Consider the following 22,759-nt stretch of genomic DNA (forward strand, 5'->3'; position numbering starts at 1 on the left):
CTCTGACGGATCTGATTCCCGGCCCGGCGCGGGTGACGGAGACCGGGACCGGCTTCCTGGAGCTGGGCCCGGCCACCGGACTGGCCGCCGCCGAGGGCGCCGAGAGCACGGAACGCTGGCTGCGGTCCGTGCTGGGCGCGGCCACCGGACTGCCGTTCCCCCAGGCGCCGGCCACACAGGACGGCGTGGTCCGGCTGTCCGTGGACCCGGCCGTCGGCGCCGAACTCGGCCCCGAGGGCTACCGGCTGACGGTCACCCCGACCGGGGTGGACCTGGTCGGCGGCGGCCAGGCCGGACTCTTCTGGGGCGCCCAGTCGCTACGGCAACTGCTCGGCCCGGACGCCTTCCGGCGCGCCGCGCTGCCCGGCCGTCAGTGGCGGCTGCCGCTGGTCGGGATCGAGGACGCGCCCCGCTTCCGCTGGCGCGGTCTCATGCTGGACGTCGCCCGGCACTTCATGTCCAAGGAAGGCGTGCTGCGCTATCTGGACCTGATGGCCGCGCACAAACTCAACGTCTTCCACTTCCACTTGACGGACGACCAGGGCTGGCGCGTCGAGATCAAGCGGTACCCCAGGCTGACCGAGGTCGGCTCCTGGCGGTCGCGCACGAAATTCGGCCACCGGGCCTCGCCGCTGTGGGAGGACAAGCCGCACGGCGGCTTCTACACCCAGGACGACATCCGCGAGATCGTCGCCTACGCCGCCGAGCGGCATATCTCGGTCGTCCCCGAAATCGACGTACCGGGGCACTCGCAGGCCGCCATCACCGCGTATCCGGAACTCGGCAACACCGACGTCATCGACACCGCCTCCCTCTCGGTCTGGGACAGTTGGGGCGTCTCCGAGAACGTACTCGCCCCCACTGACAACACCCTTGGCTTCTACGAGGGGGTGTTCGAGGAAGTGCTCGACCTGTTCCCCGGGGAGTTCATCCACGTGGGCGGCGACGAATGCAAGCGCGACCAGTGGCAGAAGTCGGAGGTCGCGCAGGGCCGCATAGGCGAACTCGGGCTCGGTGACGAGGACGGGCTCCAGTCCTGGTTCATCCGCCACTTCGACAAGTGGCTCGCCGATCGCGGGCGCCGGCTCATCGGCTGGGACGAGATCCTGGAGGGCGGGCTCGCCGAGGGCGCCGCGGTCTCCTCGTGGCGCGGCTACGGCGGCGGGATCGCCGCCGCGCGCGCGGGCCACGACGTCGTCATGTGCCCCGAGCAGCACGTGTATCTGGACCACCGTCAGCACGGCGGCCCGGACGAGCCCGTGCCGATCGGCTTCGTCCGCACCCTGGAGGACGTCTACCGCTTCGAGCCCGTTCCGGGGGAGTTGACGCCGGAGGAGGCGGAGCGGGTGCTGGGCACCCAGGCCAACGTCTGGACCGAGGTGATGGAGGACATCGCGCGGGTGGACTACCAGACGTTCCCGCGGCTCGCCGCCTTCGCCGAGGTCGCCTGGAGCGCGCTTCCGGCCCCGGCGGAGCGGGACTTCGAGGACTTCGAGGGCCGGATGGCCACGCACTACCGGCGACTTGACGCCCTCGGTGTCGCCTACCGGCCGCCGACCGGACCCAAGCCGTGGCAGCAGCGGCCGGGTGTGCTGGGGCGGCCGATCGAGGGGGCGCCGCCGAGGCGGTGACAGTCCGGGCGGTGACGGCCTGTGCCGTGGCGGCCGGGCGGTGACGCCTGTTGTGGGTCGCCTGTCGTGGGGCGCGTGTCGGGCAGTTCGCCGGCGCGCGCCTTCGCGCGCGTGCCCGTCCCGAACAAGCGGGAGAAAACCGCCGACCATCACCGAAGAGTGCCAATCGGTGCGCACGGGTAATGCCGTGCGAAACCGGACCATCTCCCCGGCGAGGTGGGCGAATGCCTCCTAGCGGACCCCCGCGTTCGGGTCCTGCGATGATGTGCCAGAGTTGCCACGTCCGCCCTGTCAGCACGTACCGTACGGCAGCACAGGTGGGACCAGGTGGGGCAGCGGGAAGGGGCAGCCGGTTTGAGCACGCACGCACCGCAGGCGGCGCAGGCCGTCACGCTGCCCACGACTCTGGACGAGGCCGTGGCGGCGCTCACCGCCATGCCCGCCGCCGTGCCCGTCGCGGGCGGCACCGACTTCATGACCGCGATCAACTCCGGTCAGCTCCGCCCCGCCGCGCTCGTCGGCCTCGGCCGGATCAGCGAGATCCGCGGCTGGCAGTACCAGGACGGCCACGCCCTGCTCGGCGCCGGTCTCACGCACGCGCGCATGGGCCGCCCCGACTTCGCCGCCCTCATCCCGGCCCTCGCGGCGGCCGCCCGCGCGGCGGGCCCCCCGCACATCCGCAACGCGGGCACCCTGGGCGGCAACATCGCCTCGGCGTCGCCCACCGGTGACGCGCTCCCGGTCCTCGCGGCCCTGGAGGCGGCCCTGGTCATCGCCGGTCCGGGCGGCGCCCGCCGGGAGATCCCGGTGTCGCACCTGCTGGCCGGCGTGGAGATGCTCCGCGCGGGAGAACTCATCGGCTTCGTGCGCGTGCCGCTGCTGCACGCGCCGCAGGTCTTCCTGAAGGCCACGGGCCGTACGGGACCCGGGCGCGCCGTCGCCTCCGTTGCGCTCGTCCTCGACCCCGCCCGGCGCGGAGTGCGGTGCGCCGTCGGCGCCATAGCGCCGATGCCGCTGCGCCCGCTGGACGCCGAGCAGTGGGTCGCGCAGCTCATCGACTGGGACAACGACCGCGCGCTCGTGCCCGAGGCGCTGAGCGCCTTCGGCGAGTACGTCGCCGCGGCCTGCATCCCCGACCCGGCGCCGGCCGAGGACGGCTCCGTACCGCAGCTTCCGCCCGCCGTACTGCACTTGCGCCGCACCGTCGCCGCGCTGGCCCGACGAGCACTGGGGAGGGCACTGTCGTGACCGACGACCAGCACGGAGAGGGCGCCCCCCAGGGCGCGGGGCGCTGGGACCCGCTGCCCCAGGGCGAGTACGACGACGGCGCCACGGCGTTCGTGAAGCTGCCCGAGGGCGGCATCGACGCGCTGCTCGCCGCGCCCGGACACGGCTATGTGCCGCCGCCCATAGCGCCCGCCCCGCCGGCCGACCCGGCCGCGAACGGCACCTGGTCCACCGCCCCGGCCGACGGCGCGCAGTGGCCGGCGCCGGACGCCGTGCCGCACGACACGGGCCGCCAGGACGGCGGCCGGCACAACGCGGGCGGGCACGACACGGGTCACCACGACACCGGGCAGCACCACACGGGTCACCACGACACCGGGCACCACGACATCGGCCGGCCCGAGCACTTCGCGTACAACCCGGGCGCCACCGGGCAGTGGAACTTCGAGGACGCCGCGGCGGGGGCGGTCGCTCCGGCGCCGGGTCACGACGTGACCGGCCAGTGGTCGATCCCCGTCGCCAATGGTGATCTTCCGGATGAATCGGGCGAGTTCACCACGTCGTCCCTGGTCGAGCAGTGGGGCGGCACACCGCCGGCCACGCTGCCGGGCGGCGCCGCCGCGCCGTGGGCGACCGAGGGCGGCGCGGGCGAGTCCTGGGCCCCGGCACCCGAGGCGCCCGACCTGTCCGCCGCGCCGGGTGCCCTCCCAGCGGAGGCGCCGGCCGCCCCTCCGGGCGTCAACGGGTCGCACGGAGTGGCTCAGGAGCCGCACGAGGCCACTGAGGGGCCCGCAGAGCCCTCGGAGGAGCCCGCGGGGGAGTCCCGGCCGACGGCGCTCTCCGCGGCGCCCGAGACGGACGTAGAGCCCGTTGCCGAGCCCGTCCCGGACGGCGGCGAAGGATCCGACGGGTCCAACGCCCCCGACGGCGAGGACGATCCGGGCACTCCGGACGCTTCCGGCACCCCCGTCGAGGCGCCCACACCCCCGCACGACGACCACCCCCTCGCGTCCTACGTGCTCCGCGTCAACGGCGCCGACCGGCCCGTTACCGACGCCTGGATCGGCGAGTCGCTGCTCTACGTGCTGCGCGAGCGGCTCGGCCTCGCGGGCGCCAAGGACGGCTGCTCACAGGGCGAGTGCGGCGCCTGCAACGTCCAGGTCGACGGCCGGCTCGTCGCCTCCTGCCTGGTGCCCGCGGTCACCGCCGCCGGCAGCGAGGTGCGCACCGTCGAGGGCCTGGCCACCGACGGACAGCCCTCCGACGTCCAGCGCGCGCTCGCCAAGTGCGGTGCCGTGCAGTGCGGCTTCTGCGTGCCCGGCATGGCGATGACCGTGCACGACCTGCTGGAGGGCAACCCCGCGCCCACCGAGCTGGAGACCCGCCAGGCGCTCTGCGGCAACCTGTGCCGGTGCTCCGGCTACCGGGGCGTCGTGGACGCCGTCAAGGACGTCGTCGCCGAACGCTCGGCGACCAGCACCGCGGGAAACGCCGAACACAACGGCGACGAGCCGCGTATTCCTCATCAGGCGGGCCCCGGAGCCGGAGGGGTCAACCCGTCGGCGTTCGAGTCACCCAGAACCCAGGGCCATGACCAGGCGTTCCGACCGGGCCCGGGACAGGACGGAGGCCAGGCGTGAGCAACGAAGCCGCCACCGCGACGACGGCGGAGGCCGTTCCCGCCGCCGAGCCGATCCCGCACGGCCTCGGCGCGTCGCTCGCCCCCGCCGACGCACGCGCGAAGACCGAGGGCACCTTCCCCTACGCGGCCGACCTGTGGGCCGAGGGCCTGCTGTGGGCGGCCGTACTGCGCGCACCGCACCCGCACGCGCGCATCGTCTCCATCGACACCACCCACGCGCGCGAGATGCCCGGCGTACGGGCCGTGATCACCCACGAGGACGTGCCCGGCACCCCGCTGCACGGCCGCGGCAAGGCCGACCGCCCGGTCTTCGCCTCCGAGGTCGTGCGCCACCACGGCGAGCCCATCGCCGCCGTCGCCGCCGACCACCCCGACACCGCGCGGATGGCCGCCGCCGCCGTCATCGTCGAGTACGAGGTCCTCGACGCCGTCACCGACCCGGAGCAGGCCTTCGAGGCCGAACCGCTGCACCCCGACGGCAACCTCATCCGCCACATCCCGCTGCGCCACGGCGACCCCGACGCGACCGGCGAGATCGTCGTCGAGGGCCTCTACCGCATCGGCCGCCAGGACCCGGCCCCGATCGGCGCCGAGGCCGGCCTCGCCGTGCCCAGACCCGACGGCGGTGTGGAGCTGTACCTCGCCTCCACCGACCCGCACAACGACCGCAACGCGGCCGCCGCCTGCTACGGCATCGAGCCCGAGCGCGTGAAGATCGTCGTCACCGGTGTGCCCGGCGCCACCGCCGACCGCGAGGACCAGGGCTTCCAGCTGCCGCTCGGTCTGCTCGCCCTCAAGACCGGCTGCCCGGTCAAACTCACCGCCACGCGCGAGGAGTCCTTCCTGGGCCATGTGCACCGGCACCCGACGCTGCTCCGGTACCGCCACCACGCGGACACCGAGGGCCGGCTCGTCAAGGTCGAGGCACAGATCCTGCTCGACGCGGGCGCCTACGCCGACACCTCCGCGGAGGCCCTGGCCGCCGCCGTCTCCTTCGCCTGCGGCCCCTACGTCGTCCCGCACGCCTCCATCGAGGGCTGGGCCGTACGCACCAACAACCCGCCCTCCGGCCACGTCCGCGGCGAAGGCGCCATGCAGGTCTGCGCCGCCTACGAGGCGCAGATGGACAAGCTGGCCAAGAAGCTCGGCGTCGACCCGGCCGAACTGCGCCTCCAGAACGCCCTCGCCACCGGCGACGTGCTGCCCATCGGCCAGACCGTGACCTGCCCGGCGCCGGTCGCCGAACTCCTCCAGGCGGTACGCGACTTCCCGCTGCCCGCGCTGCCCAAGGACACGCCCGAGGACGAGTGGCTGCTCCCCGGCGGCCCCGAGGGCGCGGGCGAACCGGGCGCCGTGCGCCGGGGCGTGGGCTACGGCCTGGGCATGGTGCACATGCTGGGCGCCGAGGGCGCCGACGAGGTCTCCACGGCGACCGTGAAGGTCCAGGACGGTGTCGCGACCGTCCTGTGCGCGGCCGTCGAGACCGGCCAGGGCTTCACCACCCTCGCGCGGCAGATCGTCCAGGAGACCCTCGGCGTCGACGAGGTGCACGTGGCCCCGGTCGACACCGACCAGCCGCCGGCCGGCGCCGGCTGCCGCGGCCGCCACACCTGGGTCTCCGGCGGCGCCGTCGAACGCGCCGCGAAGATGGTCCGTACGCAGCTCCTCCAGCCGCTCGCGCACAAGTTCGGCATGTCGACCGAGCTGCTCCAGATCGCCGACGGCAAGATCACGTCGTACGACGGTGTCCTGTCCACGACGGTCAGTGAGGCCCTGGACGGCAAGGAACTGTGGGCCACCGCGCAGTGCCGCCCGCACCCCACCGAACCCCTCGACGCGGCCGGCCAGGGCGACGCCTATGTCGGGCTCGCCTTCTGCGCGGTCCGCGCGGTGGTGGACGTCGACATCGAACTCGGCTCGGTACGGGTCGTGGAGCTGGCGGTCGCCCAGGACGTGGGGCGGATCCTGAACCCGGCGCAGCTCGCCGCGCGGATCGAGGCCGGTGTCACCCAGGGCGTCGGTATCGCGCTCACCGAGAACCTGCGCACTCCGCGCGGCACGATCCGCCACCCCGACCTCACCGGGTACGCGCTGCCGACGGCGCTCGACGCCCCCGACATCCGGATCGTGAAACTCGTCGAGGAGCGGGACGTGGTCGCCCCGTTCGGCGCGAAGGCGGTCAGCGCGGTACCGGTCGTGACGTCACCGGCGGCGATCGCGTCGGCCGTCCGGGCGGCGACGGGACGGCCCGTGAACCGGCTGCCCATCCGGCCGCAGGCCGCGGTCGTCACCGGGCAGTGACCGGAGCCGACGACTCCGGCTCCAGTGGGACTTGAGGTAATCGAGGGAGATTCGGCAACCGTTGGGGCGTTTCAGACGTCTGCTTGGGTGGCCGGACCACTTCATCTCTGGTTCGACGCCGGGCGCAGGCGTCTGTTCCCCCTACCCGGGAACGGACGGGGGGCGGGCCCGGCGAAGCAGGCGTCGTTATCCGCGTCCGTGCAGGTCAAGGCCCATTGTCAGTGGCACCGCGTAGTGTGCTGAGCAGTGGGGACGGCCGACGGAGCGGGCGGGCGGACCGGCCCCTGACAACCATGCACGGGGGAGCTATGAGCACGACCGGCGCCATCACCGCGGCGATCACCCTGACCGAGGACGACCTGAACTCCTACATCACCCACGCGCCCACCCGTGACTGGCTGACGGGCCCCGGACTGCCGGGCACCGGCGACCTGTTGACGTTCGAGACCCTGCGCGCGGACGGCCTGCGCACGGTCGCCGACTCCACCGGCGACGCCGACACCCTCACGGCCGAGCTGCGCGACCGGCTGGTGATAGGCGGCCTGCTCACCCCCGACGGCATCCAGGGCGAGTCGGTCCTGCTCGACGGCGCGACCGGCGCGGTCTCCACGGCCTACTTCCTGTACGACCGACCCGATCTGATGGACAGCCGCCCGCTCGCCCCCTCGCTGCGCGCGCTGGTGTCGTTCGCGGCGGCCACGGAGGAACTGGCGGAGCTGCGCGGCCAGTTCGCGGCCTACGCCGGGCGGTCCGGCACCAAGGCCGCCGCGGAGGCCTCACGGCAGCTCCTCGCCGTGTTCGAGGAGGGCGCGGACGGCGCCGTGCCGCCGTACTGGAAGATGGCGGCGCTGATCCGCCCGCTGGCCCTGGTGGCCGGTCCGGGTACCGGCTCGGGGCTGGCGCTGGACCTTCCGCAGCGGCTGCTGGACCGGGAGTTCGGCCCTGGGCGGGTGGCGCGGTTCGAGGACGTCGACTTCCCCGCCACGCTCACCCACGAGCCGACCCGCCGCTTCCTGCGTGAGACGGGCCTCCCGGAGAACGGCACACTGCTCTCCCTGGACACGGACGTCCCGCTGCCCACCCTCGCCGAGTACTACGGCGACGAGGACTGCACCGACGTCCGGCCGGCCCTCCCGCTCCCGGACCGTGCCGCCCAGCTGATCCGCCTCGGCCACCTCGTCGAGGGCCACAGCCTGCTCGTGGACGGCGCGACCGGCGAGGTCCTCGAGTGGAGCGAGCGGGACGCAACACTCCACCCGCTGAACACGGACGTCTCCACCCTCGCCTTCACCCTCTGGCTGCTGCACCGCGAGCGGGCCATCGACCGCGAGCTGGACCACGAACTCACCACGGACGCCTACGACCAGCTGGCCGCCACGATGATCCGCGTCCTGAGATCCGTCGACCCCACGGGTTCCCCCCACCGCCCGGTCGACTGGCACTACTGGACCCGCCTCTTCCAGAACGAGACAGCGGGCGTCCTCTGAACGCCGCGCGCCCCCCGGCGTCGACGGGGGGCGCGAAAAGATCTGGAGACCGTGGCGGGATTCGAACCCACGTAACTCGCTTTGCAGGCGAGCCCCTGAACCACTCGGGCACACGGTCGCTGGTGGAGATGGAATGACCGTAGGGCGGGGGAAGGCGGGGCTCAAGGGGATCGGCGGGGCTGCAACGGGACTGCCATGTGGCGTTCACAAGGAACGGGGCCGGCGGGCGGTGGTCGTACGACGAAGGTCTGAGGGGGAGGGGGTCTCTCGACAGGGGTAAAGCGGGGCTGTGGCCCTTACGCTGGCGGGCATGACGACCCCCGAGCCGCGCGACACCGAAGTCGCACATGTCCCAGAGACCGCAGGTAGTCCGTCCGGCGAGCACGGTGAGCCCGTTGCCCGGACGGAGGAGACCGTGTTGAGCCGGTCCTATCGGGCGCTCAGTCTGGGGATCGTCTCCGTGGTGCTGCTGATCGCCTTCGAGGCGACAGCGGTTGGGACGGCGATGCCGGTTGCGGCCCGGGAGCTGGACGGGGTGTCGCTGTACGCGTTCGCGTTCTCGGGGTACTACACGACGAGTCTGTTCGGGATGGTGCTCGCCGGGCAGTGGTCGGACCGGCGCGGGCCGTTCGGGCCGGTGACGGCGGGGGTCGCGTCGTTCGCCGTGGGGCTGCTGCTCGCGGGGACGGCCGGCGCGATGTGGCTGTTCATCCTCGGCCGGGCCGTGCAGGGCCTCGGCGGCGGCCTCGTCATCGTGGGGCTGTACGTCGTGGTGGGCCGCGTCTACCCGGAACGGCTGCGCCCCGCGATCATGGCCGCGTTCGCGGCGAGCTGGGTGGTGCCCTCGATCGTGGGACCGCTCGCGGCGGGCGCGGTGACCGAGCAGCTCGGCTGGCGCTGGGTCTTCCTCGGCATCCCCGTCCTGGTCGCCCTGCCGCTCGCACTCGCCCTGCCGCAGATACGCCGGCGGGCGGCGGGCCCCGTAGGAACGGACGCCGCTCCCGGGAAGGAGCGTCCGTCGTTGGACCGGCGCCGGATCCGGCTGGCGTTCGGCATCTCGCTCGGCGCGGGCCTGCTCCAGTACGCGGCGCAGGACCTGCGCTGGTTCTCGCTGGTCCCCGGCGTCGCGGGCGTCGCGCTGCTGGTACCGGCCGTCCTCGGGCTGCTGCCCCGCGGCACCTACCGGGCGGCGCGCGGACTGCCGTCGGTGGTGCTGCTGCGCGGTGTGGCCGCCGGATCCTTCATCGCGGCCGAGTCCTTCGTACCGCTGATGCTCGTCACCCAGCGCGGGCTCAGTCCGACGCTGGCCGGGTTCTCGCTGGCGGCGGGCGGCGGCACCTGGGCGCTCGGGTCATGGGTGCAGTCACGGCCCCGCCTTGAGCGGTACCGGCAGCCGTTGATGACCTTCGGTATGGTCCTGGTCGCCGCGGCGATCGCGACGGCGCCGAGTGTGCTGATCGACGCCGTACCGGTGTGGATCGTCGCCGTGGCGTGGGGCTTCGGCTGTCTCGGCATGGGCCTGGTGATCTCCTCCACCAGCGTCCTGCTGCTCCACCTCTCCGCCCCGAGCGAGGCCGGCACCAACTCCGCCTCCCTCCAGATCTCCGACGGCCTCTCCAACGTCCTCCTGCTCGCCGTCGGCGGCGCCGCCTTCGCCGCGCTCGGCGGCGGCACGGTGACCCACACGGCGACCGAGGCCTCCGGCTCGCACCCGGCGGCGTTCGCGGCGGTGTTCCTGCCGATGGCGGCGGTCGCGCTGGTGGGGGCATGGGTCACCACGCGGGTGCGGGCCGCCGTGGCCAAGTGAGCGCCGGTGGGCGGCCGGTTGTGATGTGGGTCCCACCCACGGGCGACCCGGCATTGTTCACGCGTTGACCGAGGAGGCCGCCGGTAGGGTGGCCCGGTTGTCATACGTAGCCGACCTCAGGGTCGTATCGAACAGCCGCCCGACCACCCCCCGGAGACCGTGACTACCACCGCCGCTTCCTCTGCCTCCTCGCCGTCTTCCTCCCATCACCTCTCGCCCGCCTTCCCGGGCCGCGCCCCCTGGGGCACCGCAAGCAAGCTGCGCGCCTGGCAGCAGGGTGCGATGGAGAAGTACATCCAGGAGCAGCCGCGCGACTTCCTGGCGGTCGCCACCCCCGGCGCCGGCAAGACGACCTTCGCGCTGACACTGGCGTCCTGGCTGCTGCACCACCACGTCGTGCAGCAGGTGACCGTGGTCGCGCCGACCGAGCATCTGAAGAAGCAGTGGGCGGAGGCGGCCGCGCGGATAGGGATCAGGCTGGATCCGGAGTACAGCGCCGGGCCGCTCAGCAAGGACTACCACGGCGTCGCGATCACCTACGCGGGCGTCGGCGTCCGCCCGATGCTGCACCGCAACCGGGTCGAGCAGCGCAAGACGCTCGTCATCCTCGACGAGATCCACCACGCCGGTGACTCCAAGTCGTGGGGCGAGGCCTGCCTGGAGGCGTTCGAACCGGCCACCCGCAGGCTCGCGCTGACCGGTACGCCGTTCCGCTCCGACACCAACCCCATCCCCTTCGTGGCGTACGAGGAGGGCGGCGACGGGATCCGGCGGTCCTCCGCCGACTACAGCTACGGCTACGGCCCCGCGCTCGCCGACGGCGTCGTGCGGCCCGTCATCTTCCTCTCCTACAGCGGCAACATGCGCTGGCGCACCAAGGCCGGCGACGAGATCGAGGCGCGGCTCGGCGAGCCGATGACCAAGGACGCGATCAGCCAGGCGTGGCGTACGGCGCTGGACGCGCGCGGCGAGTGGATGCCGGCCGTGCTGCGCGCCGCCGACCAGCGGCTGACCGAGGTCCGCAAGGCCATCCCGGACGCCGGCGCGCTGGTCATCGCGTCCGACCAGGACTCCGCGCGGTCGTACGCCAAGCTGATCCGGGACATCACCGGCAGCAGCGCGACCGTGGTGCTGTCCGACGACTCGGGCGCGTCCGACCGGATCGACGAGTTCAGCCAGAACACCGACCGGTGGATGGTCGCGGTCCGGATGGTGTCCGAGGGCGTCGACGTGCCGCGGCTCGCGGTCGGGGTGTACGCGACGACGATCTCGACCCCGCTGTTCTTCGCGCAGGCCGTGGGCCGTTTTGTGCGGTCCCGCAGGCGCGGTGAGACCGCGTCCGTGTTCCTGCCGACCGTGCCGGATCTGCTCGGCTTCGCCGGCGAGATGGAACGCGAGCGCGACCATGTGCTCGACAAGCCGAAGAAGGACGGCGAGGAGGACCCGTACGCCGAGGAGGACAAGCTTCTCCAGGAGGCCGAGCGGGAGCAGGACGAGGACACCGGCGACCAGGACATGCTGCCCTTCGAGGCGCTGGAGTCCGACGCCGTCTTCGACCGGGTCACCTACAACGGCGCCGAGTTCGGGATGCAGGCCCACCCCGGGAGCGAGGAGGAGCAGGACTACCTCGGCATTCCCGGGCTCCTTGAGCCGGACCAGGTGCAGCTGCTGTTGCAGAAGCGGCAGGACCGGCAGATCGCGCACAGCCGCAAGAAGCCGGCCGAGGAGGCGGACCTTCTGGAGATGCCGGCCGAGCGGCGGCCGGTCGTCAGCCACAAGGAGCTGATGGAACTGCGGCGGCAGCTCAACAACATGGTCGGCGCGTACGTCCACCAGACGGGGAAGCCGCACGGGGTCATTCACACCGAGCTGCGGCGGGTGTGTGGGGGGCCGCCCAGCGCGGAGGCCACCGCGGGGCAGTTGCGGCAGCGGATCGCCAAGGTGCAGGAGTGGGCTACGCGGATGAAGTGACGCCGGGGGCTCCGGGGTGGGGGGAGTCCCGCCTGCGGGCCGGTGGGGGCTGGTCGCGCAGTTCCCCGCGCCCCTTGTCGGCGTGCACATCACGGCGTCGCGTGGCGCCGCGTCCCTGATCGGGCGCTGTGTGCGCCGTATATATCGGGACGAAGGGGAGTGTCCGCGTCCGGCTGTGCCCGGATTCTGGACGGAGCCTTCCGCTGAGCGGACCGGCTCGCTACTGTCCCGCTACGCACACGCCCCGTGGCAGCGCCGCCGCGGAGCGCAGCCGTGAAGCGACTGGGCCCGGACGACCGGCCGGGCCGTCAGCCGATCGGCAGCCTCTGACGAGCGTCGCTGACGGGACTCGGCGACGCATCCGCCGCGACGAGGCTGCCGGCCTCACCACGAAGGAGTGGGCGTCGTGACCGCGGAGACCTCTCAGACGCTCGACCGGGGACTGCGCGTCCTCAAACTGCTGGCCGACACGGACCACGGGCTGACCGTCACCGAACTCTCCAACAAGCTGGGCGTCAACCGGACGGTTGTGTACCGCTTGCTCGCCACGCTGGAGCAGCACGCGCTGGTCCGCCGTGACCTGGGCGGGCGGGCCCGCGTGGGGCTCGGTGTGCTGGGGCTGGGCCGCCAGGTGCATCCGCTGGTACGGGAGGCGGCGCTGCCCGCCCTGCGCTCGCTGGCCGAGGACATAGGGGCGACGGCGCATCTGACGCTGGTGGACGGCGCGGATGCGCTGGCCGTCGCGGTGGTGGAGCCGACGTGGACCGACTACCACGTGGCTTATCGCGCCGGGTTCCGTCACTCGCTGGACCGTGGTGCCGCGGGCAAGGCGATTCTCGCCGCCCGGCAGCAGCCGACGGAGGATCCCGGGTACACGCTGGCGCACGGGGAGTTGGAGGCCGGCGCGAGTGGCGCTGCCGCGCCGCTTCTGGGTGTCACGGGCGTTGAGGGGAGTGTCGGCGTCGTTATGCTCTCGGACGCCGTGCCGGAACGCGTGGGGCTCCGTGTGGTGGATGCGGCGAGAGAGGTGGCGGAGGCTCTGCGCTGAGCCCCTGCGTGCGGCTGGCGCGGGATCGGCCGGGTGCGGGTCGGTGGGGGTCGGTCGCGCAGTTCCCCGCGCCCCTGGGGGTGGTGGCCGACGGGGGTGGGTGCGGGTCGGTGGGGGCTTGTCGCGCAGTTCCCCGCGCCCCTGGGGGGTGGTGGTGGGCGCCGGGGGTGGGTGCGGGTCGGTGGGGGCTTGTCGCGCAGTTCCCCGCGCCCCTGGGGGTGGTGGCCGATGCAGCCGTCCGGTGGCCCCTGGGGGTGGTGGTCGACGCAGCCGTCCGGTGGCCCCTGGGGGTGGTGGCCGGCGCAGTCGTCCGGTGGCGCCTGGGGTGGGGGACGGCGGAGCCGTGTGGTGTGTCTGGGGTGGCGCCCGGCGGAGGGGTTTGGAGTGGACGCCGTTAGATTGATCCTGTGCTCTCTCGTCTCACACGCCCCCGGGCCCTCGCCGTCTGCGCTCTGCCCGTCGTGGCACTGATCGCCACCGCGGTGTTCGCGCCGCTGCCGTTCTCGGTGGCGCAGCCCGGCATGACGGCGAACGTGCTCGGCGAGAACCGCGGCGACCCGGTGATCACCATCTCCGGCGCCCCCGTCCGGGACACCTCCGGCCAGCTGCGGATGACGACGATCGAGGCGACCGGCCCGGACGCGAAGGTCGGACTCGGCGACGTACTCGACAGCTGGTTCCGTACCGACCGCGCCGTGATGCCCCGCGACTCGGTCTACCCGAGCGGGGACAGCGTGAAGGAGATCGAGGAGTACAACGCCGAGCAGATGCAGGAGTCCCAGGACGTCGCGACCGAGGCCGCCCTGTCCCAGCTCGATCTCGACGCGAAGGACGTCAAGGTCACCCTGAAGCTCGCCGACGTCGGCGGCCCCAGCGCCGGCCTGCTCTTCTCCCTCGGCATCGTCGACAAGCTCGACGGTGACGGCAGCGGCGGCGACCTCACGGGTGGAAGGACCATCGCCGGTACGGGCACGATCAGCGCCGACGGCAAGGTCGGTGCCGTGGGCGGCGTGGCCCTGAAGACCCAGGCCGCGCACCGCGACGGCGCCACGGTCTTCCTGGTCCCGAAGGCCGAGTGCTCGGACGCCCGGTCCGAACTCCCCAAGGGCCTGCGCCTGATCCCGGTGACGACTCTGGACGGCGCCATCGACTCCCTCACGGCCCTGTCGACGGGCGCGGGCTCGGTCCCGAGCTGCTGACCCGGCCCCGGCCCGCCCTACCGCGCGAGCACCGGCCGCGCCGGGTTCGCCATCCGCAGTCCCACTTCCACGAGGGTCCAGCCGACCCGGGTCCGCAGGGCGCGCGGCTGCCGGACGGCCACCGCGAGCCGGTACGCGTCCGCTTCCGCGTGGAGGTCGGCGGCACGGGCGTGGTGCAGGGCGAGATGGGTCTCGGGGTGCGTCATCGGAGCGTGCCTCTCTCAGTCGGTGTTGAGCGGGAAGGCGTGCGTGTGGACGCGGACCGTCTCGACGCCGGGGGCGTCCTCGACGTGCTCCAGGTCGCGGTAGGTGTCGACGAGGTCGTGCATCTTCCGGATGAGTTCGAGCGTGAGTTCCGGTGTGAGCCGGAGCGTCATGCTGCTGAGGTCCGTACTGCGCACCCACTCCGGTGACCACTGCTCCCGGTTGCCGATCCAGGTCGACAGCTCCCGTCCCTGGGCGGTGGCGACCTCGTGCAGATACAGGTCGGCGGCGCCGCGCACGGCGGGGTTCGGGTCGTTGAACAGCTCGTCGTCGAAGTGCAGCCCCTTCACGGCCGCCTTCCACCACCGCTCGCGGCCCTTGCCCCGCTCCGGGTCGTCCTCGACGAACCCGTAGGCGGCGAGCTGCCGGAGGTGATAGCTGGTCGCGCCGCTCGACTCGCCCAGTTTCTCGGCGAGTTGGGAAGCCGTCGCCGGACCGCCGAGGCGCAGGGTGTCCAGCAGCTGCATACGCAGCGGATGCGCCAGCCCGCGCAGGGAACGGGCGTCGAGTGTGTGGACCTCGGGGGTCCTGGGTTCCTCCATACGTACAAAGATAACGTTGCAAAGAAATCCTTGCAAGTACTTCTTTGCAAGGAACCCTTTGGAAGCCGGGTCGAGTCAGCCCGGCGCCCCTCACCCCGCCCGCACGAACCCCTCGTCCTTCAGCCAGTCCAGCGCCACCTCGTGCGCGTCCTCCCCGTCCACGTCCACCCGCGCGTTCAGTGTCTGCGCCACGTCGTTCGTCAGCTTCTTCGTGATGGGGGCGAGGATGTCCGCGATGGCGGGCCACTTCTTCAGGGCCTTGGTGTTGATCTCGGGCGCCGCGTTGTAGTTCGGGAAGAACTTCAGGTTGTCGGCCATCACGGCCAGGTTCATGGACTTGATGCGCCCGTCGGTGGTGAACACCTCGCCGTACACGCAGGTGCCCTTCGCGGCCTGCGTGTAGATGATCCCGGTGTCCATCTGTGTGACGTCGCCCGCCGGGATGTCCATCCCGTACGCCTTCTCCATGCCCGGCAGCCCGTCCGCGCGGTTGGCGAACTCGCCCTCCACGCACAGCGTCACCGCGCCCGGATCCCGCTGGGACAGCGCGGCCACGTCGGAGAGGGTCTTCGTCCGGTACTTCCGGTAGTTGGACTGGTTCATGGCGAGCGCGTACGTGTTGTTGAGCGGGGCCGGCGGCAGCCAGGTGAGGCCGTTCTCGAGGTCCGCGTCCCGGACCGCCTCCCACTGCTTGATCGGGTCGGCGATGGGCTTGGCGTTGCCGAGGTACGTGATCCAGGCGGTGCCGGTGTACTCGTACATCCCGTCCGCCTCGCCCTTCTTGACGGCCTCGCGGGCGCCGATGGAGCCCTGGATGCCGGTGCGGTCGAGCACCTCCGCGCCGGCCGCCTCGAAGGCGATGCCCATGATCGCGCCGAGGATCAGCTGCTCGGTGAACTCCTTGGACGTCACGGTCAGTTCGGCGCCCTTGAGCGGCTCGCCCCTGCCGACCGAGCCCGGCTGTACGTCGTCCACCATCGGCGACCCGCTCGTCAGCCCGCATCCGGCCGCGCTCGTCACCAGCAGTCCGCCCGCAAGCACCAGACACGTCCGCCGTCGCATCCGCCGTCCCATGTCCCCGTCTCCGGCCCGCATGGCCCCAGTTCCCGCCCTCATGTCCCCACTTCCCGCCCTCATGTCCCCACCTCCAGCCCTCGTGGCCGCAGCATCAGTTCCGCGAGTGAGGCCAGCCAGTCGACGAGCAGGGCGAGGGCCACGGTGAGGACCGAGCCGAGGACCAGTACCGGCATCCGCTGGGTGGTGATCCCGGTGGTGATCAGCGAGCCGAGCCCGCCACCGCCGCCGAACGTCGCCAGGGTCGCCGTACCGACATTGAGGACCAGGGCCGTCCGTACACCCGCCAGGATCAGCGGGACCGCGAGGGGCAGTTCCACCCGGGAGAGCACTCCCATCGCCGACATGCCGATACCGCGGGCCGCTTCGAGGAGGTCCGGGTCGTTCGCCTTCAGGCCGGCGATCGTGTTGGAGAGGACCGGCAGCACCGCGTAGACGATGATGCCGATCAGGGCGGCCCTGCGGCCGATGCCCAGCCAGATCACCAGCAGCGCGAGCAGACCGATCGCGGGGGTCGCCTGGCCCATGTTGGCGAACGCCATCGCCACCGGTGTGGCCCTGCGGAACGCCTTGCGGGTCAGCAGGATGCCCAGCGGGATCGCGATGATCAGCACGAAGAACGTGGAGATCACGGTCAGTTCGACGTGCTGCCACAGCGCCTCGGACACCTGGCCGCCCGACAGCGCGTTCTCGGAGATGGTGTCCAGGTCGGCCTGGGCGAACCAGAGCCAGGTCGCCAGCAGCACCGCCACCAGGAACGCCGGCAGGAACGTCAGCTTCTGCCAGGTGATCCTGCGCGTCACCGGAGTCGGCGGGGGCGGCGGCTCCTGGTCGCCCGCGACCTCCCCCTCGTCGCGGAAGGGGTGGCCCTTGACGTCGTGCTCGCCCGGCGGCCGGCTCTGGTCCGAGGAGGTGGTCACGCGTCCTCCTCCCCGGCGACGCCCTCCTGTTCGGCGTGCGTGTGCTGGGCGCGCGCCTCCGCCAGTTCGTGCCGGTGCTCCATGGCCTCCAGCCGGTCCGCCTCCAGCAGCTCCTGCACGGAGTTCATCAGGACCTCCATGTCGACGACGCCGGTGTACTCGCCGCGCCGCCCGGTGACCGCGACCCGCCCCGCGTTGTCGGTGAGCACCGCCTCCAGCGCGTCCCGCAGGGTCGCGTCCCGGGTCACCGTGTCGTGCACCAGCGTCCCCGCCCGTGCGAGCGACCCCTTGGCCCGCATCAGGTCCCCGCGCCGCAGCCACTTGTAGGGCCGCCCGCGCCTGTCGAGCAGCAGGATCTCGTTGGTGCCGCTGGAACGCAGCATGTTGAAGATGTCCTGGAGCGGGTCGTCGACGGTCACCGTCGGGTAGTCGGTGATCTCCACATCCCTTACGCGGGACAGGTTCAGCCGCTTCAGGGCCGCGCCGGCGCCCACGAAACCCGAGACGAAGTCGTCCGCCGGGTTCGTCAGGATCGCCTCCGGTGTGTCGAACTGCGCGATGTGTGAGCGCTCGCGCAGGACCGCGATCCGGTCGCCGATCTTGATCGCCTCGTCGAAGTCGTGGGTGACGAACACGATCGTCTTGTGCAACTCGCGCTGGAGCCGGATCAGTTCGTCCTGGAGATGGTCCCGGGTGATCGGGTCGACCGCGCCGAACGGCTCGTCCATCAGCAGCACCGGCGGATCCGCCGCGAGCGCCCGCGCCACCCCGACGCGCTGCTGCTGCCCGCCCGACAGCTGGCGCGGATAGCGGCCGTGGAACTCGCCCGCGTCGAGCCCGACCAGATCGAGCATCTCCTCGACCCGGTCCCGGATCCGCGCCTTCGACCAGCCGATCATCTTCGGTACGAGCGCGATGTTCTGCGCGACCGTCATGTGCGGGAAGAGACCCGACGACTGGATCGCGTAGCCGACCTTGCGGCGCAGCTTGACCGGATCCATGTCGGTGACGTCCTCACCGTTGATCCGGATGCGGCCGCCGGACGGCTCGATCAACCTGTTGATCATCTTGAGCGTGGTCGACTTACCGCAGCCGGACGGACCGACGAGGATGACCGTCTCGCCCGCCTTGATCTCCATGTTGACGTTGTCGACGGCGGGCTGGGCGCTGCCCGCGTACCGCTTGGTGAGGTTCTCCAGCTCGATCGTGGCGCCGGTGGTGCTCCCACCGGAGCCCCTGACCGCCGACTCGTGCTCCTGCGCCTCCTCCTGCCGTCGCCGCTGCTCCTGCCCCGGAGCCGCCGCCCGCCCCTGCGACTGGTCCGCCCGCCCCTGCGACTGGTCCGCCTGCCCCCGCGGCTGGTCCGCCTGCCCCCGCGGCTGGTCCGCCTGCCCCCGCGGCTCGGCCGCCCGTCCCCGCGGCTCGGACCCTTCGGACGGCGATGGCCTGGACGCGTCAGACACGGATCCCCCTGGAGATGGTCAGCCGCCCGATCAGGACGTACACGGCGTCGAACAACAAGGCGAGGATGATGATCCCGAGCGTGCCCGCGAGCACCTGGTTGAGCGCGTTCTTGCTGCCCAGGGAGGCGATACCGCGGAAGATGAGGTTGCCGAGCCCCGGGCCGGAGGCGTACGCGGCGACCGCCGCGATGCCCATCAGCATCTGCGTCGACACCCGGATGCCGGTCAGGATCGGCGGCCAGGCGAGCGGCAGCTCGATCCGGACCAGCCGCATCACCCGGGACATCCCGATGCCCTTGGCCGCGTCCACCAGGGTCGGGTCGACGCCGCGCAGACCGACGATCGAGTTCCGCACGATCGGCAGCAGCCCGTACAGCGTCAGGGCGATCACCGTCGGCGGCACACCAAGACCGACGATCGGGATGAGCAGACCGATCATGGCCAGCGACGGAATGGTCAGGATGGTGGACGTGGCGGTCGTGGCGAGGTTGCCCGCCCAGTCCGAGCGGTAGGTGACCACCCCGATCACCACGCCGATCAGGGTCGCCACCACCATGCACTGGAACACGGCGCTGGCGTGCTGGTAAGCGTCGGTGAGCAGCTGCTGGTGGCGACTGCCCAGGTACTCCCAGAAGTTCACGCGCTCACCCCGGTCGGCCGGCCCGCCCATGTCCTCGCACGTCCGGCCCCGCGGCTCGCCGCGCGCGGCTCACTCCTGGAGCGCCGCCTGTTCCACCAGCGGGATGATCCGCAGCGGAACGGGGTTCTCCATGACGATCGCCGTGGAGGCCCGGACAATGCCATCAAAACCGACAACCCGGTCGATCACCCGCTGGAGATCGGCGTTCGAACGGGCGACCAGCCGGCACAGCATGTCGCCGGTGCCGGTGGTGGTGTGCAGTTCGAGGACCTCCGGCACGGTCGACAAGTGCGCCCGCACGTCCGGCCCTTGCCCCTGCCGGATCTGAAGGGTGGCGAACGCCGTCACCGGGTAGCCGAGGGCCGCCGGATCGACCTGGGGGCCGAATCCCCGGATGACTCCATTCGACTGAAGCCGGTCGAGACGGGCCTGCACGGTGCCGCGCGCCACCCCGAGCCGCCGGGACATCTCCAGTACCCCGATCCGCGGCTCACGGGCCAGCAGCACGATGATCCGCCCGTCCAGCTGGTCGATCGTCATGGCCACCCCGCCCGCCTCCGCGCCCTGTACAGAAGGCCCACTCCTACGACCTCCCGGCGGGCATTATGCCCAGCACGGACGCAGGCTACTGCACACGTTGCGCGGAGGTCGGCGGTTCACCCAGCCGTGCCAGCGCGGCCCGCGCGAGCGGCACGTGCAGCGGCGAGAAGTACGGATTGATCTGCAACGCCTCCCGCAGATGACGCCGCGCGGCCCCGTACCGCTCCAGCGACCGCTCGATCATCCCCCGGTGATACGCGTACAGCGCGCTGCGCACCCCACCCCCGTGCAGCGGTTCCGTGGCCCGCACCGCCAGCTTCAGCGCCTCCTTGTCCTGCCCGGCGGCGTGCAGCGCCCAGGCCAGCGCGTCCGCCACGGCGATCGACGGCTGCCGGCTCCACTGCGCCCGCAGCAGCCGCACCGCCTCCACCGCGTTCCCGTGGTCGGTCTCCATCCGTGCCAGCACCAGCTCCTCGTCCGCCCCGCCGGCGGCGGCGTTGCGCACCTGCGTCCGCAGCAGGTCGTACTGCACACGCGCCGCCTGCCCCAGACCCAGCGACTCGTACAACTCGCCCAGTTCCAGCGCGTACTCCGGCGCCGGCTGCTTCGCCAGCGCCACCCGGTAGGTGCTCAGCGCCTCCGACGTACGGCCCAGCGCGGCGAGCGCCCGCGCCTGGCCCGCCTGCGCGGCCCGCTGGTCCGGATCGGTGCGCACGGCCTCCGAGAAGTGCCGCAGCGCCGCCTCCCGGTCGCCCCGCTCCCACGCCAGCTGGCCGCCGCGCTCCAGCCAGGCCGCCCGCTCGGCCGGCTGCTCGGCCGCGGCCGCCGCGTCGGACAGCGCCGCCGCCGCGTCTTCGCGCCAGCCCAGATCCCGGTACACACCCGCGGCCCGCGCCCGCACGGCCGGCCCCGAGTGCAGCTCGTCGAGCCGGTCGAGACTCCGCTTGGCCCCCTTGTGGTCACCGAGCCCGGTACAGGCGTCGATGAGCAGCGGATACGTCGTCCAGCGGCGCGGTTCCAGCTTCAGCGCGGCCTGCGCCCACTTCCGCCCCGACCGGAAGTCCCGCCGCGCGTTGGACAGCGCCGCGAGCCCCTCAAGAGCGGGCGCGTTCCCGCGCGGACGTACCCGCAGCGACGTACGCAGCGCCTTCTCCGCCGTCGGATAGAACGCCGCGTCGGCCAGCCGCCGCCCCTGCTCGACATACGCCGTCCCCAGCACCGCCCACGACGCGGCGTCCCGCGGATGCGTCCGCACCCGGGTCTCGCGCTCGTCGATCAGCACCGCCAGATCCGGCAGCGCGGCCGGCACCCCCGCCGTGACCGCCGACCGCGCCTGCGCCGCCGGACCCGGCGCCGGCGGCGGCCCCTTCGGCACCGGCGAGGACCGCAGCGCCCAGAGTCCGCCGGCCACCAGACACCCTGCGAGAGCGACGGCCAGCACCGCACCGACCATCCGGAACCGGCGCCTCCGTGGGGCCGGAAACGCGCTCGCCTGGATCTTCATGCCGCTCACTCTGCGACAGCGGCACGTTCGCGACACGTCGGCCCAGGGTGCGCCCACGGGGGTTCACACCGATGGCCCCGGGTGCCACGCTGTGATCATGAGCCGTATCGAAGCCGCACCCGACGAGGTCCAGGGCAACCTCACCGACCGGCTGCTGGCGGGCCTGCCGGCCGAGGCCGTCCTGACCGATCCCGACGTCACCGCCTCCTACGCCAACGACATGGCGAGCTTCTGCCCGGCCGGCACGCCGGCCGTGGTGGTCCTGCCGAGGACGGTCGAACAGGTCCAGCACGTGATGCGCACCGCCACCGAACTGCGGGTCCCGGTGGTCCCGCAGGGCGCCCGCACCGGCCTGTCCGGCGCCGCGAACGCCTCCGACGGCTGCATCGTGCTGTCCCTGGTCAAGATGGACCGCATCCTGGAGATCAGCCCGGTCGACCGCGTCGCCGTCGTCGAACCCGGCGTCATCAACGCCACCCTCTCCCGCGCGGTCGGCGAACACGGCCTCTACTACCCGCCGGACCCCTCCAGTTGGGAGATGTGCACGATCGGCGGCAACATCGGCACCGCCTCCGGCGGCCTGTGCTGCGTGAAGTACGGAGTGACCGCCGAGTACGTCCTCGGCCTCGACGTCGTCCTCGCCGACGGCCGGCTGATGTCCACCGGCCGCCGCACCGCGAAGGGCGTCGCCGGTTACGACCTCACCCGGCTCTTCGTCGGCTCCGAGGGCTCCCTCGGCATCGTCGTCAAGGCCGTCCTCGCGCTGCGCCCGCAGCCGCCCCGGCAACTCGTGCTGGCCGCCGAGTTCAACTCCGCCGCCGAGGCCTGCGACGCCGTCTGCCGGATCATGGAGGGCGGCCACGTCCCCTCCCTCCTCGAACTGATGGACCGTACGACCGTCAAAGCCGTCAACGACCTGGCCCACATGGGCCTCCCCGAGACCACCGAGGCCCTGCTCCTCGCCGCCTTCGACACCCCGGACCCGGCCGCCGACCTCGCGGCCCTCGGCGCGCTCTGCGAGCACGCCGGCGCCACCCGGGTCGTCCCGGCCGACGACGCCGCCGAGTCCGAACTCCTCCTCCAGGCGCGCCGGTTGGCGCTCACCGCGCTGGAGGCCGTCAAGGGCACCACGATGATCGACGACGTGTGTGTACCCCGGTCCCGGCTCGGCGACATGCTGGAAGGCATTGAGCGCGTCGCCGAGAAGTACCGGCTGACCATCGGGGTCTGCGCGCACGCGGGGGACGGCAACACCCACCCCACGGTCTGCTTCGACGCGCAGGACCCCGACGAGTCCCGCCGCGCCCGCGAGTCCTTCGACGAGATCATGGGCCTCGGCCTGGAACTCGGCGGCACGATCACCGGCGAGCACGGCGTCGGCGTACTCAAGAAGGACTGGCTGGCGCGCGAGATCGGCCCGGTCGGCCTGGAGATGCAGCGGGCGGTCAAGCAGGTCTTCGACCCCCTCGGCATCCTCAATCCGGGCAAGCTGTTCTGAA

At 72.4% G+C, this 22,759-nt stretch carries 18 protein-coding genes and 1 tRNA gene; 10 read left to right on the plus strand and 9 right to left on the minus strand.

The features are described 5' to 3' along the window. The first annotated feature begins 2 nt into the window (after positions 1-2). From ACIQAC_RS24000 to ACIQAC_RS24020, 5 genes are all read left to right on the plus strand, one after another. Entirely contained in the window at positions 3-1,631 is a 1,629-nt protein-coding gene (locus ACIQAC_RS24000) for a beta-N-acetylhexosaminidase (RefSeq protein WP_402194466.1), read from the plus strand. A gap of 354 nt (positions 1,632-1,985) precedes the next feature. Continuing rightward, entirely contained in the window at positions 1,986-2,879 is an 894-nt protein-coding gene (locus tag ACIQAC_RS24005; RefSeq protein WP_402194027.1) for an FAD binding domain-containing protein, read from the plus strand. After that, positions 2,876-4,498: a 2Fe-2S iron-sulfur cluster-binding protein gene (locus ACIQAC_RS24010; protein WP_402194028.1), complete on the plus strand. Its 1,623-nt coding sequence runs from the start codon at positions 2,876-2,878 to the stop codon at positions 4,496-4,498. The genes ACIQAC_RS24005 and ACIQAC_RS24010 overlap by 4 nt, the downstream gene beginning before the upstream one ends. Further along, complete coding sequence (locus ACIQAC_RS24015; protein WP_402194030.1) at positions 4,495-6,801, plus strand: xanthine dehydrogenase family protein molybdopterin-binding subunit; 2,307 nt, start codon at positions 4,495-4,497, stop codon at positions 6,799-6,801. The genes ACIQAC_RS24010 and ACIQAC_RS24015 overlap by 4 nt, the downstream gene beginning before the upstream one ends. A 308-nt stretch (positions 6,802-7,109) precedes the next feature. After that, the gene (locus tag ACIQAC_RS24020) at positions 7,110-8,288 is read left to right on the plus strand and encodes an SUKH-4 family immunity protein (protein ID WP_402194031.1); all 1,179 of its coding nucleotides are present in this window, start codon (positions 7,110-7,112) and stop codon (positions 8,286-8,288) included. Positions 8,289-8,331: 43 nt separating this feature from the next. Here the strand turns inward: ACIQAC_RS24020 and ACIQAC_RS24025 are convergent. Then, positions 8,332-8,406: transfer RNA gene (locus tag ACIQAC_RS24025), tRNA-Cys, on the minus strand. 192 nt (positions 8,407-8,598) lie between these two features. On the opposite strand from ACIQAC_RS24025, the gene ACIQAC_RS24030 reads away from it, so the two are divergent. The 4 genes from ACIQAC_RS24030 to ACIQAC_RS24045 all read left to right on the plus strand — a co-directional run bounded on the left by ACIQAC_RS24030 (position 8,599) and on the right by ACIQAC_RS24045 (position 14,313). Further along, on the plus strand, positions 8,599-10,095 hold the full coding sequence (locus ACIQAC_RS24030) for an MFS transporter (RefSeq protein ID WP_402194033.1): 1,497 nt from the start codon (positions 8,599-8,601) through the stop codon (positions 10,093-10,095). A 159-nt stretch (positions 10,096-10,254) separates the two neighbouring features. After that, a complete protein-coding gene (locus ACIQAC_RS24035; RefSeq protein WP_402194034.1) occupies positions 10,255-12,066 on the plus strand; it encodes a DEAD/DEAH box helicase in 1,812 nt (603 codons plus the stop codon). A 406-nt stretch (positions 12,067-12,472) separates the two neighbouring features. After that, complete coding sequence (locus tag ACIQAC_RS24040; protein ID WP_402194035.1) at positions 12,473-13,114, plus strand: IclR family transcriptional regulator; 642 nt, start codon at positions 12,473-12,475, stop codon at positions 13,112-13,114. A 407-nt stretch (positions 13,115-13,521) separates the two neighbouring features. Further along, entirely contained in the window at positions 13,522-14,313 is a 792-nt protein-coding gene (locus tag ACIQAC_RS24045; RefSeq protein ID WP_402194037.1) for a S16 family serine protease, read from the plus strand. Between the two features lie 17 nt (positions 14,314-14,330). Here the strand turns inward: ACIQAC_RS24045 and ACIQAC_RS24050 are convergent, their stop codons facing one another. From ACIQAC_RS24050 to ACIQAC_RS24085, 8 genes are all read right to left on the minus strand, one after another. Then, the gene (locus ACIQAC_RS24050; protein WP_402194038.1) at positions 14,331-14,519 is read right to left on the minus strand and encodes a hypothetical protein; all 189 of its coding nucleotides are present in this window, start codon (positions 14,517-14,519) and stop codon (positions 14,331-14,333) included. A gap of 15 nt (positions 14,520-14,534) precedes the next feature. Then, positions 14,535-15,119, minus strand: coding sequence for an ArsR/SmtB family transcription factor (locus ACIQAC_RS24055; protein WP_402194039.1), 585 nt, complete (start codon positions 15,117-15,119; stop codon positions 14,535-14,537). Between the two features lie 90 nt (positions 15,120-15,209). Then, the gene (locus ACIQAC_RS24060) at positions 15,210-16,181 is read right to left on the minus strand and encodes a glycine betaine ABC transporter substrate-binding protein (protein ID WP_402194040.1); all 972 of its coding nucleotides are present in this window, start codon (positions 16,179-16,181) and stop codon (positions 15,210-15,212) included. Positions 16,182-16,252: 71 nt separating this feature from the next. Next, positions 16,253-17,113, minus strand: coding sequence for an ABC transporter permease (locus tag ACIQAC_RS24065; RefSeq protein WP_402194042.1), 861 nt, complete (start codon positions 17,111-17,113; stop codon positions 16,253-16,255). Then, positions 17,110-18,318: a betaine/proline/choline family ABC transporter ATP-binding protein gene (locus ACIQAC_RS24070; RefSeq protein ID WP_402194468.1), complete on the minus strand. Its 1,209-nt coding sequence runs from the start codon at positions 18,316-18,318 to the stop codon at positions 17,110-17,112. The genes ACIQAC_RS24065 and ACIQAC_RS24070 overlap by 4 nt, the downstream gene beginning before the upstream one ends. 250 nt (positions 18,319-18,568) lie before the next feature. Beyond that, complete coding sequence (locus ACIQAC_RS24075) at positions 18,569-19,216, minus strand: ABC transporter permease (RefSeq protein ID WP_402194044.1); 648 nt, start codon at positions 19,214-19,216, stop codon at positions 18,569-18,571. Positions 19,217-19,285: 69 nt separating this feature from the next. Beyond that, positions 19,286-19,756: an Lrp/AsnC family transcriptional regulator gene (locus ACIQAC_RS24080; RefSeq protein WP_402194045.1), complete on the minus strand. Its 471-nt coding sequence runs from the start codon at positions 19,754-19,756 to the stop codon at positions 19,286-19,288. 85 nt (positions 19,757-19,841) lie between these two features. Continuing rightward, the gene (locus tag ACIQAC_RS24085; protein ID WP_402194047.1) at positions 19,842-21,260 is read right to left on the minus strand and encodes a tetratricopeptide repeat protein; all 1,419 of its coding nucleotides are present in this window, start codon (positions 21,258-21,260) and stop codon (positions 19,842-19,844) included. A 91-nt stretch (positions 21,261-21,351) separates the two neighbouring features. Between ACIQAC_RS24085 and ACIQAC_RS24090 the strand changes: the two genes are divergently transcribed. Beyond that, on the plus strand, positions 21,352-22,758 hold the full coding sequence (locus ACIQAC_RS24090) for an FAD-binding oxidoreductase (RefSeq protein WP_402194048.1): 1,407 nt from the start codon (positions 21,352-21,354) through the stop codon (positions 22,756-22,758). Position 22,759: the final 1 nt, after the last annotated feature.

This window comes from Streptomyces sp. NPDC088387, from assembly GCF_044753385.1.
GTDB lineage: Bacteria > Actinomycetota > Actinomycetes > Streptomycetales > Streptomycetaceae > Streptomyces.